14 protein-coding genes are annotated in these 15,456 nt (G+C 66.3%); 2 read left to right on the forward strand and 12 right to left on the reverse strand.

Annotation, left to right across the window (positions count from 1 at the left end; all coding sequences use genetic code 11):
- Positions 1–44: 44 nt before the first annotated feature.
- From C8N44_RS12495 to C8N44_RS12505, 3 genes are all read right to left on the reverse strand, one after another.
- Positions 45–860 carry an ABC transporter ATP-binding protein gene (locus C8N44_RS12495; RefSeq protein WP_107977030.1) on the reverse strand — a complete coding sequence of 272 codons (816 nt, stop codon included), beginning with the start codon at positions 858–860 and terminating at the stop codon, positions 45–47.
- Between the two features lie 7 nt (positions 861–867).
- On the reverse strand, positions 868–2,322 hold the full coding sequence (gene hydA / locus C8N44_RS12500; RefSeq protein ID WP_107977032.1) for a dihydropyrimidinase: 1,455 nt from the start codon (positions 2,320–2,322) through the stop codon (positions 868–870).
- Between the two features lie 107 nt (positions 2,323–2,429).
- Entirely contained in the window at positions 2,430–3,680 is a 1,251-nt protein-coding gene (locus C8N44_RS12505; protein ID WP_107977034.1) for a Zn-dependent hydrolase, read from the reverse strand.
- A gap of 269 nt (positions 3,681–3,949) precedes the next feature.
- Between C8N44_RS12505 and C8N44_RS12510 the strand changes: the two genes are divergently transcribed.
- Positions 3,950–4,531, forward strand: coding sequence for a TetR family transcriptional regulator C-terminal domain-containing protein (locus C8N44_RS12510; protein ID WP_342587785.1), 582 nt, complete (start codon positions 3,950–3,952; stop codon positions 4,529–4,531).
- Between the two features lie 64 nt (positions 4,532–4,595).
- On the opposite strand, the gene preA is transcribed toward C8N44_RS12510, so the two are convergent.
- Together preA and C8N44_RS12520 are read right to left on the reverse strand one after the other, a co-directional pair.
- Positions 4,596–5,900 carry an NAD-dependent dihydropyrimidine dehydrogenase subunit PreA gene (gene preA, locus C8N44_RS12515; RefSeq protein ID WP_107977038.1) on the reverse strand — a complete coding sequence of 435 codons (1,305 nt, stop codon included), beginning with the start codon at positions 5,898–5,900 and terminating at the stop codon, positions 4,596–4,598.
- Positions 5,901–5,913: 13 nt separating this feature from the next.
- Complete coding sequence (locus C8N44_RS12520; protein ID WP_107977040.1) at positions 5,914–7,242, reverse strand: NAD(P)-dependent oxidoreductase; 1,329 nt, start codon at positions 7,240–7,242, stop codon at positions 5,914–5,916.
- A 255-nt stretch (positions 7,243–7,497) separates the two neighbouring features.
- Here C8N44_RS12520 and C8N44_RS12525 point away from each other — a divergent pair, with 255 nt between their 5' ends.
- Positions 7,498–8,238, forward strand: a complete 741-nt coding sequence (locus tag C8N44_RS12525) for a hypothetical protein (protein ID WP_425352943.1) — start codon at positions 7,498–7,500, stop codon at positions 8,236–8,238.
- On the opposite strand, the gene C8N44_RS12530 is transcribed toward C8N44_RS12525, so the two are convergent.
- From C8N44_RS12530 to C8N44_RS12560, 7 genes are all read right to left on the reverse strand, one after another.
- Entirely contained in the window at positions 8,138–9,544 is a 1,407-nt protein-coding gene (locus C8N44_RS12530; protein WP_107977044.1) for a 3'-5' exonuclease, read from the reverse strand. The genes C8N44_RS12525 and C8N44_RS12530 overlap by 101 nt on opposite strands.
- A 3-nt stretch (positions 9,545–9,547) precedes the next feature.
- Positions 9,548–10,048 (reverse strand): hypothetical protein, encoded by a 501-nt coding sequence (locus tag C8N44_RS12535; protein ID WP_107977046.1) that lies wholly within the window; start codon positions 10,046–10,048, stop codon positions 9,548–9,550.
- A 25-nt stretch (positions 10,049–10,073) separates the two neighbouring features.
- The gene (locus tag C8N44_RS12540) at positions 10,074–11,897 is read right to left on the reverse strand and encodes a DUF294 nucleotidyltransferase-like domain-containing protein (RefSeq protein WP_107977048.1); all 1,824 of its coding nucleotides are present in this window, start codon (positions 11,895–11,897) and stop codon (positions 10,074–10,076) included.
- Positions 11,898–12,461, reverse strand: coding sequence for a dihydrofolate reductase family protein (locus tag C8N44_RS12545; protein ID WP_107977050.1), 564 nt, complete (start codon positions 12,459–12,461; stop codon positions 11,898–11,900).
- A gap of 73 nt (positions 12,462–12,534) precedes the next feature.
- Positions 12,535–14,313, reverse strand: a complete 1,779-nt coding sequence (locus tag C8N44_RS12550; protein WP_107977052.1) for a sodium:solute symporter family protein — start codon at positions 14,311–14,313, stop codon at positions 12,535–12,537.
- 6 nt (positions 14,314–14,319) lie between these two features.
- Positions 14,320–14,607, reverse strand: coding sequence for a DUF4212 domain-containing protein (locus C8N44_RS12555; RefSeq protein ID WP_107977054.1), 288 nt, complete (start codon positions 14,605–14,607; stop codon positions 14,320–14,322).
- A 64-nt stretch (positions 14,608–14,671) separates the two neighbouring features.
- Positions 14,672–15,355 (reverse strand): adenylate kinase, encoded by a 684-nt coding sequence (locus tag C8N44_RS12560; RefSeq protein ID WP_107977064.1) that lies wholly within the window; start codon positions 15,353–15,355, stop codon positions 14,672–14,674.
- Between the last annotated feature and the right edge of the window lie 101 nt (positions 15,356–15,456).

Below are 15,456 nucleotides of genomic sequence, written 5' to 3' on the forward strand. Positions count from 1 at the left end.
CCGCCGATGCGGGCGCGGAGCGGTGCCTTCTGCCACGGCCTCGCTCATTCCTCGTACCCAGCGCGCAGACCTTCGCGGACGCGGTGGGCCACCTCGATGAACTCGGGGCTGTCGCGGATGTCGAGCGGGCGCTGCCGGGGCAGGGGGCTTTCGATCACGTCGGTGATCCGGCCCGGCCGCGGCGACATGACCACGATGTGTGTGGACAGGTAGACCGCCTCGGGGATCGAGTGTGTGACGAAGGCGATGGTCTTGCCCGTGCGGTCCCAGAGGCCCAAGAGCTCCTCGTTGAGCCGGTCACGCACGATCTCGTCCAGGGCGCCGAAGGGTTCGTCCATGAGCAGGATGTCGGCGTCGAAGGCGAGCGCCCGGGCGATCGAGGCCCGCTGCTGCATCCCGCCCGAAAGCTGCCAGGGGAATTTCTTTTCGAAACCCGTCAGTTCCACGAGGTCGAGGACACGGGCGACACGCTCTTCCTGCTCGGACTTGGAAAAGCCCATGATCTCAAGCGGGAGGCGGATGTTGCCGCCGATGGTGCGCCACGGATAAAGCCCCGCCGCCTGGAACACGTAGCCGTAGGCGCGCGCCTTGCGGGCGGCGTCGGGGTCCATGCCGTTGACGGTGAGCTTGCCGCCTGTGGGCGTCTCCAGCGCCGCGATGCAGCGCAGGAGGGTGGTCTTGCCGCAGCCCGAGGGGCCGATGAAGCTGACGAAATCCCCCTTGGAGATGTCGAGCGTGACGTCCGAGAGGGCGTTCACCGGGCCGTCGGCGGTCTGGAAGGTCAGGAAGAGGTTCCGCGCCGAAACGACGGCGGGGGCGCTCTGCGGGGCCGGGGCGGATTGGGCTGCGGCGCTCTGCATGTGTCCCTTACACCCCCGTGGCCGGGATGCCGGTGCGTTCCACCGGGCGGGGCGAGGTGAGCTCCTTCCAGCTCGACAGCGCCTTGTTGACCGGGCCGTTGCCCGAGCGCTTGACGAACTTGCCGTGGCCCGGCTCGCTCTGAAGCTCCCCGTCGTTCACGGCAAGCTGCCCGCGGGTCAGCACGAAGCGCGGCAGGCCCTTCACCTGCATGCCCTCGAAGACGTTGTAGTCGATGGCGCTGGCCTGCGTGGCGGCGCTGATCGTCTTTTCCTTCTCGGGATCCAGAACGAGGATATCGGCGTCGGCGCCTTCGCGGATCGCGCCCTTCTTCGGGTAGCAGTTCAGGATCTTGGCGATATTGGTGGAGGTCACGGCCACGAATTCCTCGGGCGTCAGGCGTCCGGTGCCGACCCCTTGGGTCCAGAGCAGCGGGATGCGGTCCTCGACTCCGCCGGTGCCGTTGGGGATCTTGGTGAAATCGCCCACGCCGTAGCGTTTCTGGTCGGTGCTGAAGGCGCAGTGGTCGGTGGCCACCACCGACAGAGACCCGGCCTGCAGCCCGTGCCAGAGGCTTTCCTGGTGCTTCTTGTTGCGGAAGGGCGGCGACATCACGCGGCGGGCGGAGTGGTCCCAGTCCTTGTCGAAATACTCGCTCTCGTCGAGCGTCAGGTGCTGGATCAGCGGTTCGCCCCAGACGCGCTTGCCCTGCTGGCGCGCGCGGCGGATGGCCTCGTGGCTCTCCTCGCAGGAGGTGTGCACGACATAAAGCGGCACGCCCGCCATGTCGGCGATCATGATCGCGCGGTTGGTGGCCTCGCCCTCGACCTGGCTGGGCCGCGAATAGGCATGCGCCTCGGGGCCGGTGTTGCCCTCGGCCAGAAGCTTGGCGGAAAGCTCGGCCACCACGTCGCCGTTCTCGGCGTGGACCATGGCGATGCCGCCGAGCTCGGCCAGCCGCTGGAAGCTGGCGTACATCTCGTCGTCGTTCACCATCAGCGCGCCCTTGTAGGCCATGAAGTGCTTGAAGGTGTTGATGCCGCGTTCCTCGACCACGGTCTTCATCTCGTCGAAGACCTGCTCGCCCCACCAGGTGACGGCCATGTGGAAGGAGAAATCGCAATGCGCGCGCGTGGACTTGTTGTCCCACATCTGGATCGCATCGAGCAGACCCTGGCCCGGCTGCGGCAGGCAGAAGTCGACGACCATTGTGGTGCCGCCCGCCAGCGCCGCGCGGGTGCCGGTGTCGAAGTCGTCGGTGGAGTAGGTGCCCATGAAGGGCATCTCGAGGTGCACGTGCGGGTCGATGCCGCCGGGCATGACGTAGCATCCGGTGGCGTCGAGCACCGTGTCCCCGTCGAGGTTCTTGCCGATCGCGGCGATGGTCTCGCCCTCGACCAGCACGTCGGCCTCGAAGCTCATGTCATGCGTCACGACGGTGCCGTTCTTGATCACTGTGCTCATCTTCTTCTCCCTCCAGACCGTCTCGCGTCGCGGTCTTCTTCTTGGTTCAAATATCCCGGGGGAGTCGCCCCATCGGGGCGACGGGGGCAGAGCCCCCTCCCTCCCTGTCACTCCACGATCTGCGCCGTCTCGACCACGGCATGGAACAGGACCTCGGCGCCCGCGCGGGCCCAGTCCTTGCTGATCTCCTCGGCCTCGTTGTGGCTCAGCCCGTCGACGCAGGGGCACATGACCATGGCCGAGGGCGCCACGCGGTTGATCCAGCAGGCGTCGTGGCCCGCGCCCGAGACGATGTTCATGTGGCTGTAGCCAAGCCGTTCGGCGGCGCTGCGGATGGCGCCGACGCACTCGGGGTCGAATTCGACCGGGTCGAAACCACCGACCTTCTCGAATTCCACCTCGAGGCCCATGTCCTCGCAGATCTTCGTCGCGTCCTCGCGCAGGCGCTTTTCCATGTCTTCGATCACGGCGAGGTCCGGCGAGCGGAAGTCGACGGTGAAGACGGCCTTGCCGGGGATCACGTTGCGCGAATTGGGGTAGACGTCGATGTGGCCCGCCGCGCCCACGGCGTGGGGCTTGTGCGACCAGGCGATCTCCTCGACCTTTTCCAGCACACGCGCCATGCCGAGGCCCGCGTTCTTACGCATCGGCATGGGGGTGGAGCCGGTGTGCGCGTCCTTTCCGGTGATGGTCACCTGCGTCCAGCTCAGCCCCTGTCCGTGGGTGACGACTCCGATGTCGACACCCTCGGCCTCGAGGATCGGGCCCTGTTCGATGTGCAGCTCGAAGAAGGCGTGCATCTTGCGCGCGCCGACCTCTTCCTCGCCCTTCCAGCCGATGCGCACGAGCTCGTCGCCGAAGCGTTTTCCCTCGGCGTCCACGCGGTCATAGGCCCAGTCCTGCGTGTGCATCCCGGCAAAGACGCCCGAGGACAACATCGCGGGGGCAAAGCGGGTGCCTTCCTCGTTGGTCCAGTTGGTGACGACGATCGGGTGCTTGGTCTTGATGTCGAGGTCGTTGAGGCTTCGGATCAGTTCGAGCCCGCCGAGGACGCCCAGAATGCCGTCGTACTTGCCGCCGGTAGGCTGCGTGTCGAGGTGCGAGCCCACGTACACGGGCAGGGCGTCGGGATCGGTGCCTTCGCGACGGGCGAACATGTTGCCCATCTGGTCAAGACCCATGGTGCAGCCCGCGTCCTCGCACCACTTCTGGAAGAGCGCGCGGCCCTCGGCATCCTCGTCGGTCAGGGTCTGGCGGTTGTTGCCCCCCGCGACGCCGGGGCCGATCTTGGCCATTTCCATGAGGCTCTCCCAGAGCCGTTCGCCGTCGATGCGCAGGTTCTCACCCGGTGCCGCCATTTTTCGTCCCCTGTCTTCGTTCTTCGCGGCGTTGCGCTTGACCAAGGCCGCGCCGGTTTTTTACCATTTGGTAAAGTCACGATTGCAACGGGTCGGTAGCCTGTCAAGCGCGGCGGAGCGGCTTCGCAGGAAGCTCTGCCCGGATGTCAGTCTCGGCGCACATTGTATCAGCATTGGGAAAATCGATTATGGCCGATGATGGCGCTCTTTCCTCTCGCCCGGGGGCCGCAAAGCCGCGGAGCCGAATCCAGAGGCGCAACCGCAAGAAGATTCTCGAAGCCGCGCTGGACGTTTTTTCGCAGCACGGATTCCGCGGTGCCACGCTCGACCAGATCGCGGGACGGGCGGGCATGTCGAAGCCTAACATGCTGTATTATTTCGACAGCAAGGAGGCGATCCATGTCGAATTGCTGAACGCGCTGATGAGCGAATGGCTGGCGCCTCTCGAGGCGCTGCAGGACGCCGAGGACCCGGTTGCTGAGATCATGGGCTACGTCCGCAGCAAGATGGAGATGAGCCGCGTCATGCCGCGGGAGAGCCGACTTTTTGCGGGCGAGATCCTTCAGGGGGCGCCGCGGATGGCGCCGCACCTGAAAGCGGCGCTGAAGCCGCTTTTCGATAGGAAGTGCGCGCTGATCCGCGGTTGGAGCGAGAGCGGCAGGCTGGCGCCCGTGGACGCCGAACATCTGCTCTTCACCATCTGGGCTGTGACGCAGCACTACGCGGATTTCGAGGCGCAGGTGGATGTGCTGATGCCCGAAAAGGAAGCGGCCTGGCGTCGGGCCTGCGCCCATGTGGAAGGCCTGTTCATGCGGCTGCTGACCCCTGCCCGTGAGGCCGGCGAAATCTGACGCGGCGCCACGACCTGCCATTTCGGTTGCGGCTGACCGAGGGGCCCAGTCAGCCGCAGGCTTCTCATTCCGCGGCCGGGGCCAACGGGTTGTTGGGATGCGTCGTCCAGTTGGCGTAGTCCGTTTCGATCCGCTTGCCGGTGCGCGGATCGACCGACCCGGTGGGCAGGCGCTCCATGGTGATGCACTCCTCGACCGGGCAGACGTCGACGCAGAGGTTGCAGGCGACGCATTCGTCGTCCTCGACCTCGAACACGCGGTCCGGGCTCATCGAGATGGCCTGATGCGAGGTGTCTTCGCAGGCGGCGTAGCAGCGGCCGCACTTGATGCAGGCGTCCTGGTCGATGCGCGCCTTGGTGACGTAGTTGAGGTTGAGGTACTGCCAGTCGGTGACGTTCGGGATTGCCTTGCCGACAAAATCCGAGGTGCTGGCAAAACCCTTGTCGTCCATCCACTCCGACAGGCCGCGCTTCATTTCTTCGACGATCTTGAAGCCGTAGGTCATGGCCGCGGTACAGACCTGCACGGTGCCGCAGCCGAGCGTCATAAATTCCGCCGCATCGCGCCAGGTTGTGATCCCGCCGATGCCGCTGATGGGCAGGCCGTGGGTTTCTGGATCGCGGGCGATCTCGGAGACCATGGACATGGCGATGGGCTTGACCGCCGGGCCACAGTAGCCGCCGTGTGTGCCCTTGCCGTCGATGGTGGGTTCGGGCGCGAAGCTGTCGAGGTTGACCGAGGTGATTGAGTTGATCGTGTTGATCAGGCTCACCGCGTCGGCGCCGCCGTTCCTGGCTGCCGTGGCGGGCTTGCGGATGTCGGTGATGTTCGGCGTCAGCTTGACGATCACGGGCCGGTCGTAGTGTTTCTTGCACCAGCGGGTGACCATCTCGATGTACTCGGGCACTTGACCCACGGCGGCGCCCATGCCGCGTTCGGACATGCCGTGCGGACAGCCGAAGTTGAGCTCGATCCCGTCGGCGCCGGTTTCGGCGACCCGGGGCAGGATAGCCGCCCAGGCCTCTTCCTCGCAGGGGACCATGATCGAGGCGATCAGCGCGTGGTCTGGGTAGTCGGATTTCACGCGGGCCATTTCCTCAAGGTTGGTCTCGAGCGAGCGGTCTGTGATGAGTTCGATGTTGTTGAGCCCGAGAAGGCGGCGGTCGGCGCCGTAGATCGCGCCGTAGCGGGGGCCGTTGACGTTGACCACCGGCGGGCCTTCGGCGCCCAGCGTCTTCCAGACGACACCGCCCCAGCCGGCCTCGAAGGCGCGGCGGACGTTGTATTCCTTGTCGGTGGGCGGCGCCGAGGCAAGCCAGAAGGGGTTGGGGCTTTTGACGCCCAGGAAGTCGTTCGTGAGGTCTGCCATCTGGGTGTCCTCCTCAGGCGCCGGTCAGGGCGGCGTGGATGTCTTCGGCTGCGTCCCGGCCTTCGGAAACGGCAACCACGGTCAGGTCCTCGCCGGGCGTGCAGTCGCCGCCGGCCCAGACCTTGTCGAGGGAGGTGCGGCCGTTGTCCGAGGTCGCGATCTTGCTACCCGCCATGTCGAGCCCGAGCCCGCTGACAAGGCTCTGGCCGATGGCGCGGAAGACCTGGTCGGCGGGCAGGCGGAAGGTTTCGCCGGTGCCTTGCAGGCTGCCGTCGATTTCTTGAGTGTATTCCAGTTCGATCTCGGCGACCGATCCGTTGCCGTGCATGGCCTTGGGCATGACGTGGGTCAGGATGCGCACGCCCTTGGAGGTGGCGAGGTCGCGTTCGTACTGGCTGGCGGGCATCTTGTCGGGGCCGCGGCGGTAGGCGAGCGTGACCTGCTCGGCACCCAGCAGCTTTGACTGTACAGCCGCGTCGACGGCGGTCATGCCGCCGCCGATGACCACGACATGCCGCCCGACGGGCAGCTTTGTCAGGTTCTCGGACTGGCGGAGTTCGGCGATGAAATCAACGGCGTCGGCAACCCCGTCACGATCGTTGCCGGGAGCGTCGAGCGCGTTCACGCCGCCAAGCCCCATGCCCAGGAAGACGGCGTCGAAGTCGGTCCGCAGGGTTTCGAGGTCGAGATCGGCACCGAGGGGGCGGTCATATTCGATGGTGATGCCACCGATACCTAGCAACCAGTCCACCTCGCGCGCGGCGAAGGCGTCGGTCGCCTTGTAGGCGGCGATGCCGTATTCGTTCAGCCCGCCGGGCTTGGACCTGGCCTCGTAGATGGTGACCGTGTGGCCCTTCATGGCAAGCCTGTGCGCGCAGGCAAGACCGGCGGGGCCGGCGCCGACCACGGCGACGCGCTTGCCGGTCTCGGCGGCGCGGTGGAAGGGGTGGCCCTGGCGGGACATGAGGCTGTCCGTGGCGTGGCGCTGGAGGCGTCCGATCTCGACAGGTTTGCCTTCGGCGGCTTCGCGCACGCAGGCCTCTTCGCAGAGCGTTTCGGTCGGGCAGACGCGGGCGCACATGCCGCCGAGGATATTCTGTTCAAAGATCGTCTTGGCCGCGGCTTCGGGCATGCCGGTGGCGATTTGCCGGATGAAGAGCGGGATGTCGATCTCGGTCGGGCAGGCGGTCACGCAGGGCGCCTCGTGGCAGAAGTAACACCGGTCCGCGGCGACGGTCGCTTCGTGGCGGTCGAGCGGGGCGTGCAGGTCGGAGAAGTTCTTTCCGATCTCCTCGGGCCCAAGGCGTCCGGGCACGATCCCCGGGGTCAGTTGGCTGGTCATGCTGGCTCCCTGATCCTTGTCTTATGGAAAAAGACTGCCACGGAAGTAAATTTTATCAAACGGTAAAATTTGAGTGGTCTGGAAATGGATCTGCGAGCCCGGGGCGATTAACCGACTGGCAAGGAGCTCTTCGCTATTTCACGAACCATGGAACGGGATCAGCTTTCCGCGCGGCTTCAGGCGCTTGGACATGTGCAGCGACAGGCTGTGCTCCGACTTTTGATGCGTCACCTGCCGGGGGAGCTGCCAGCAGGGATGATCGCGCGCGACCTCGGGCTCAAGGCTTCCACGCTCTCGGTCTACCTGAGCGCGCTGTCGCGCGCGGGGCTGGTGACCGCGCGGCGCGAAGGGCCGGAGCGTCGCTATCGTGCCTGTCCCGAAGCGATTGAGCAGATCATGTGCGGTATCGCGGAGCAGGTGGCCGAGGGGCGGCTGGCCCGAGGATCGGCACGCCGCACCACGCCTTGGCAAGTGCTTTTCCTTGAGGGGGAAGCCGGTGGTGCAGGCCCGATCGCCGCGGCGGTTCTGCAGCGCTACGGAATGGCCCGTTTTCATGCTTCGGTGGGTGGCCTCTCCCCGCTGCGCGAGGTCGATCCGGTCGTGGCGCAGGTGCTCATGCGGATGGGGCACGACGTGTCCGGCCTGACCCCGATGGGGCCGGGGCAGGCCGCAGATGTTGTTGTCACGCTGGATGCCACGGCCGCGAGCTTCGATGGACCATGGAGCAATGCGATGCGGGGGCATTGGCCGATGCCGCAGCGACCGGATCGCGTGATCTGCCGGGCGCTTTGGGCCCAGCGGATTTACATGGAGCTCACGCGCCGGGCCAAGGCTCTCACCGCTGCCACGCGGGGCGAGGGGGGAGCCGCTGCCTTGCTGACCGCGCTCAACGACCTCAGTTCATGTCCTCCAGAAGCCGGCCATGCCTGCGCGTTTCGGCAATCACCTCGCCGAAGGTCGTCAGCCCCTGAGCCTCGAGAAGCGGCAGCATCCTGACGAAGACCTCGGCCGTCGCCTGGGCGTCCCCGAGCGCCGTGTGACGCAGCATCGCGGGTAGAGCCACGCCAAGGCGGTCACAGAGCGCGTCGAGCGTGTGTGTCTCATTGGTCCCGAAAAGCACCGCCGACAGCAGAACAGTGTCGAGGATAGGGTTGTCCCATTCCACGCCCATGCGCTGGGCATGCCGGCGCAGGAAGGCCATGTCGAAGGGCGCATTGTGCGCAACGATGACAGAACCCTTCGCGAATTCGTGAAATCTCGCACCGGCCGATGCGATGTCCGGGGCGCCCTGGACCATGGCGTCGGTTACGCGGTGCACCTTTGAGGCAGAGGCCGGGATCGTGCGACCGGGGTTGACCAGCTGGTCGATGACCTCGCCCGGGACAATGCGGCCGTTCACGATCCGCAGAGCGCCGATCTGGACGATCTCATCCTTGTGGGGCAGCAGGCCCGTCGTTTCGGTATCGAAGACCGCGTAGGTCAGAGCACGCAGGGGCAGGTCCTCACTCGCACGAGAGGCTCCGCGATCCAGCAGGTCGAAGTCGTAGACGAGCGGTCGCGAGGCGCCTGGCGATAGCGTCGGCTCTTCCTCGTCGATCATGAGCATGTAGCCACCGCCGTCCATCGGGCGCATGCGGGCCTCGAAGCGCTGGGCGCCGGTCCTTCCGCAGGCGGTGAAGCTCACCTCGCGGCCGCTGCGATGCAGGCGCGCACGGGCTTCGGTTAGGCAATCGGCGCTGAAATAGTCGCCGATCGGCGCGTTGAGCCGTGGGACGCCGAGCTGGGCAAGGACTTCGGCGGCCTGCCCGTCGTAGAGCACGATCTGGTCCGAGGCGTTCACGAGGATCATCGCGACGGGTATCTCGGTCAGCAGCGCGGTGAGGCGTTCCCGTTCTCGGGCGAGCCGCTCGGTTTCGCGCGAGACCTGCATGGCCGAGTCCATGGCCGTGCGATTGAGCGCATCCGAGACAGCCTGCGCGGCGGGGCCGAGGTCGCCGAGATAGCGCGCCTCTTCGGCCGAGACGGGGGTTTCGACCTGGGCGTGGGCGCGGACCCGAAGCCGTGCGGCGAGCGCCTCGATCGGGCGGGCGATGTTTTCGTCGAAGAGCAGCCAGATGCCGGCAGTGAGCCCCACAAGGCCGAAGGCAGAGAGCGTCGCGGCCAGGATGAAGCCGCTTGTCGCGCCGTTTGCGTCGCTGCGGTGGTGCCCGAACCAGAGTGCGATCAGGACGACGGCGGTGCTGCCGAGCGCTTGGAACACGAAGAAGAGGAAGATGCGGAAGCGAAGGCTGTAGCGCTGCATGTGTCAGACCTGCGCGCAAACGGTTCGCACGATCCCGTCGTCTGGCCCGACATCGCGCCAGACCGGCGGCGAGCCGTCGCCCAGGGCCGGGTCGGCCCTTTGGCCTGCTCCGCAGTCCACCATGACCTCGACCGATTGAACCGGCTGCCAGCGACCGAAGAAATAGAGGTCGGCGAGGTACAGTGACTCTTGCTGCGAGTTTGCACGAAGCCCGCCGGTGTCGACCGCGACGAAGCGATCGGTCAACGGGAAGGCATAGGTCCACGGGCGCCAGAGCGCGCGGGAGGTGCCGGTCTCGGCGACGGTCATGCTCTCGGGCAGGGCTTGGGATGTGCGCGAAAACCAGCTGTATTCGCTGCTGATCGTCGCGGCGAGCATGGCGGCCCCGGCGCCGAGCGGCACGATCCAACGGGGCAGGCGTCCCCCGGTCAGACGCGCCAGAAGCAAGGTCGCGCCCGCGCCGGCAAAGCCGGCCACGAACACCGCTATCAGTTCCAGAAACATCTCTCCCCCCGTTTCGACCCTTGTTTCAGCCGGGCGCCCCGCGCCCGTGTCCCAGCGCCGACTGCATGGATTTGACCACAACGAAGGCGTCGCGCAAATGGCTGCGTTCGAAATCCGAAAGGACCGCAGGCGCCACGAAGTTGTCGGGCGCGTCCCCCTCGCGGACGCGCCGGGCCTGGTGTTCCAGCCGGGTCTCGGAAATGTGGTCGTATGCGGCGAGCAGATCCTGCCCACCGCGTTGGCTCAACACCCCTGCGGCCTGCGCCGCTTCGAGCCGCCCGCGGGTGTTTACCTGCGTCAGCTTGCCCTGAAGCGCATAGACACGCCCCATGTCGACGACGGGTACGACGCCGTTGTGCTTGAGATCGAGCTGGTTCTTGTGTTCGCCCGAGCGGATCGTGGCAAAGCCGCGCAGAAGTCCGAGAGGCGGTGTGTGCTTGAGCGAGTTGGCGATCATGTGCGCGGTGAAGATCGAGTTGCGCGCGGCGTCGCCGAGCGTGTCGCGCTGGAGATCCTCGAAGAGCGCCGTTGTTCCGCCGATGGGGCGCAGGTCGAACATGACGCTGGCGAGCATCTGCGCCTCGGGGCTCGGCTTGGTGATCCAGCCGTGGAAATACTGCCGCCAGACCCGCATCGGCTGGCACCAGCGCGGGTTGGTCGCCATCATGTCGCCCGGGCAGTAGACGTAGCCGCAGGCATGCAGGCCGTCGCTGACGAATTTCGCCAGTTCATGAAAGTATGGAAGATCCTGATCCGACACGGAATCGTCGAGGAACAGGCAGTTGTCCTGGTCGCTGACGCCGGTCTGTTCCTGCCGGCCCTGGCTGCCGCAGGCGAGCCAGAGGTAGGGGGCAGGTGGCGGCCCGAGCTTGTCCTCGGCCAAGGCGAGCAGCCTTCGCGTAACCGTGTCTGCGACGTCGGTGATCAGCCGGGTGACGACCTCGTGCCTGTTGCCGCCTGCGACGAGCTGTACCAGCAACTGCGGAATGCGCGCGGTCGCCTGCGCCATGGCCTGGGGCGTTTCGGCGGCGGCGACCTCGGCCACCAGACCCGCCGAGCTGACCGCCTGGAACCGTGTGAGATCTGTCTGAGTGACCATGCCCGTCAGGCGCCCGCCCTCGGTCACGGGCACATGCCCGATGCGTCTTTCGAGCATCATGTGCAGGACGTCCGATCCCAGCGCCGAGGGGGGCAGGGTCATCGGGTCCGCACTCATGATCTGCGAGATGGGCGTGTCGTAGGGCAGGGCCTCGGAGACCACCTTGCCCGAGATGTCGCGCAGCGTGGCGATGCCGTGCAGTGTGCCCCCTTCCGTCACGCAGATGGACGAGACATGACGCCCCGCCATCAGGCGGGCGGCCTCGCGGACCGGTGTGTCGGGCGCGCAGGTCAGCGGGTTGCGCGTCATGAGCGTCTCGACCCGGCTCGTGGCGAGATCCGTCTTGCTGCTGCGCGGCGCGCGGGAGCGATCGAAGAAGCGCCGCGCGGCCGGTTCCTCGGCGATCAGCGTATCGAAAGCGGCCGGGGGCAGTATGAGCAGCAGGCTATCCTCGAGTGCGCTGGCAGCGGTGGCTGCCTTGCCGTCGCGCAGCAGCCCGCGTTCGCCGAAGGAGTTGCGCGGGCCGAGCAGTGATATGGCGACGCCGTTTTCGTCACGCACCTCGATCTGGCCCTCGAGGATCAGATAGAGGCCCTCCAGCGGCGCGCCGAGCGTGTAGACCTGCGCGCCCGCCGGAACCCGTTCCTGCCGGAACTCCGGCAGCAGCCGGTCGAGCGCTTCGGGGTCAAGCGCGTCGTAGGGGTGCACGGCGGAGAGAAAGCGGCGCAGGGCGGGCAGGTCGAGCGGCATTCAGATCTCCGGCGCGGATGAAAGGATGCGGTAGCGGGTCGCGACGAGCCCCGAGCGGTAGCTGCGCACTTCGCGCAGCTCCAGGTCGATGTCTTCCTCGAGCGGTCCGAACAGCCGTCGCCCGGCCCCGAGCAGGATCGGCACCTGCGTGATCGTGATCTCATTGAGAAGGCCCGCCCGCAGGAAGGACTGGATTGTCGCACCGCCGTCGATGTAGGCGCGTCTCCATCCCTCGGCTGCGAGCGTGGCGGCCAGCCGGGAAGGGCTGGTTCCGGCGATGCGGACGCGGTCGTCGCGCCGCAGCGGGGCCGGAATATCATCTTGTGTGAGCGTCCGGCTCAGCACCACGACGGGCGTCTTGTAGGGCCATTCGGGGAAACCGCGTACCTTGCGGAAGGAGTGGCGGCCCAGGATTACGCCGTCCATGCGTGCGACAAAGGCTTCGTAGCCGTGATCGTCACCGTCGAGCGGCTGCTTGTTGAGCCAATCGATCTCGTGATCGGTACGGGCGATAAACCCGTCGAGGCTGGTCGCGATGAAGGCATGTCCCTCGAGCGTGGCCATATCGTTTCCCCGGAAATGCGTGTCCCGTCCCGCTTACGCGGAACGGGACGGTTTCGCAAAGGCGTCCGCCAGATCAGTGATCGGTGGCGGCGCCGGCGCCGCGCGGGACGCGGACCGATTCAACGAGGTCCTCAATCTCCTGCGGGATGGGGGCGGTCATGCTCGACACGATGAAGGCCACCGTGAAGTTGATGATCGCGCCGATCGCCCCGAAGCTGGTCGACTTGATCGGGCCCAGCAGCGGTGCCGCGTCGGTGAACTGGTTTGTGTCGGGAATGAAGAACCAGCCCTTGTGCATGAAGATGTAGAGCAGCGTGGTCAGCAGGCCGGCGAGCATGCCTGCCACTGCGCCCTTGCTGTTCACCTTCGTGAAGATGCCCATCATCAGCACAGGGAAGATCGACGACGCCGCAAGACCGAAGGCCAGCGCCACTGTCTGGGCCGCGAAGCCCGGTGGGTTGAGGCCAAGGTAGGTGGCCACGCAGATTGCGATGGCCATGGCAACGCGGGCCGACATGAGCTCGCCCTTTTCGCTGATGTTGGGGGTGAGCTGTCCCTTCATCAGGTCGTGGCTGACCGCCGAGGAGATCGCGAGCAGGAGGCCGGCCGCCGTCGAAAGTGCTGCTGCAAGGCCGCCCGCCGCCACGAGGCCGATCACCCAGGACGGCAGGTTCGCGATTTCCGGGTTGGCAAGCACGAGGATGTCCTGGTTGAAGTTCGTGAACTCGTTGCCGGCCCAGCCTTCTTCCTCGGCACGCGCCTGCATGTCCGGGTCCGCATCGTTGTAGTACTGGATGCGGCCGTCGCCGTTCTTGTCTTCCCAGCCCAGAAGGCCGGTTTGCTGCCAAGTGGCCATCCAGTCATAGGCCGGATCGTTCTCGATGGTTTCGAGCGACACGGCCTGTTCCTCGGTACCCTGGGGCCAGAACTGGTCGGTAATGTTGAGCCGTGCCATGGCACCCACGGCCGGGGCCGTGAGGTAGAGCAGGGCGATGAAGACCAGCGCCCAACCTGCCGACCAGCGCGCGTCGGCCACGCGCGGCACGGTGAAGAAGCGCATGATCACGTGCGGAAGGCCGGCGGTGCCGATCATGAGCGACAGCGTAAAGAGCACCATGTTGATCGTGTCGCCGTTCTGGGCGGTGTACTCGTTGAAGCCGAGGTCGGTGACGATCTGGTCAAGCGTGGCCAGCAGCGGCTCGCCGTTCTGGGTGTCGCTGAAAAGGCCAAGCGCGGGGATCGGGTTGCCGGTCAGCTGAAGCGAGATGAAGATCGCCGGGATCGTGTAGGCGAGGATCAGCACGCAGTACTGTGCGACCTGCGTGTAGGTCACACCCTTCATGCCGCCGAAGACCGCATAGGCGAAGACGACAACGGCGCCGATCAGAAGGCCGGTGGTGTTGTCGACCTCGAGGAAGCGGCCGAAGGCCACGCCCACCCCTGTCATCTGACCGATCACGTAGGTGGTCGAGGCGATGATGAGGCAGATCACGGCGACAAGCCGTGCGGTCGGGCTGTAGAAGCGGTCGCCGATGAACTCGGAGACCGTGTACTTGCCGAACTTGCGCAGGTAGGGCGCGAGCAGCAGTGCGAGAAGCACGAAGCCCCCGGTCCAGCCCATCAGGTAGGTGGAGTTGTCGTAGCCCACGAAGGCGATGAGACCCGCCATCGAGATGAAGGATGCCGCCGACATCCAGTCGGCCGCGGTGGCCATGCCGTTGGTGACAGGGTGCACGCCACGACCCGCGGCATAGAACTCCGAGGTCGAGCCCGCGCGGGCCCAGATGGCAATGCCGATGTAGAGCGCGAAACTCGCGCCCACGAAGAGCAGGTTGATGGTGAACTGATCCATTGTGACTTACTCCTCGTCCACACCGAATTCATGGTCGAGCTTGTTCATCCGCCAGGCGTAGAAGAAGATCAGCGCCAGGAAGACGAGGATGCTGCCCTGCTGGGCGAACCAGAAGCCGAGGTCCGTGCCGCCGACCGGGATGCCCGAAAGCAGCGGGCGCAGCAGGATGCCGAAGCCGAAGCTGACCAGGGCCCAGATGATCAGGCTGATGATGATGATGCGCAGGTTGGCCTTCCAGTAGGCCTTCCCCGACTCCGATAGCGTGTTCGCGGAATGCGATGTTTGATCCGCCATGGTGCGGGTCCTCCTCCTTCTCCGAAACGTCCCCCTCCCCAGGAGGCACAATGAACTGGCGGGCCTAGCCCGTCAGCGGTCTTACGCGCGCCGCCAGGTCCGCGGCGATCTCGTCGATGGCGCCCATGGCCGGAATACGGCTGAGGGCGCCTGTCTTGTCGTAGTAGGCGACCAGCGGGGCGGTTTGGGCGTTGTAGGCCTCGAGCCGCGCGGCGACGGTTTCCGCCTTGTCGTCGGCACGCCGCTTGAATTCGGTGCCGCCGCACTTGTCGCAGACGCCCGGTTCCGTGGGCGTCTTGAAGCTGTCGTGCCAGCCCTCGCCGCAGGCTGCGCAGGTGTAGCGGCCTGAGATGCGCTCGACCATCGCGGCGTCGTCCACCTCGAGGCTGATGGCCGCGTCGATGCGCTGGCCGCGTTCGTCGAGCAGTGCATCGAGCGCCTGGGCCTGCACGGTGGTGCGCGGGAAGCCGTCGAGGATGACACCCCGCGCGCAGTCGGGCTGGTCGAGCCGGTCGCGCAGAATGGCGATGACGATCTCGTCGCTGACAAGCTCGCCCGCGTCCATGACGGCCTTGGCGCGTTTGCCTGCCTCGGTCCCCTCTGCCACGGCGGCGCGCAGCAGGTCGCCGGTGGAGAGCTGCACGAGACCGAAGCGCTCCTCCAGCATGCGCGCCTGCGTGCCCTTGCCGGCCCCCGGGGGGCCCAGCAGGATCAGCACCGGGGCGGCTGTTGTCGTGGTTCCGTCCATCATCCTCTCAGCCTTTGTTCATGCGGTGTTCGATGAGGTCGTCGACGACGGAGGGGTCGGCGAGTGTTGATGTGTCGCCGAGGCTGTCGTGGTCGTTTTCG

Origin of the sequence: Allosediminivita pacifica (assembly GCF_003054175.1) — a bacterium.
GTDB classification, from domain to species: domain Bacteria; phylum Pseudomonadota; class Alphaproteobacteria; order Rhodobacterales; family Rhodobacteraceae; genus Allosediminivita; species Allosediminivita pacifica.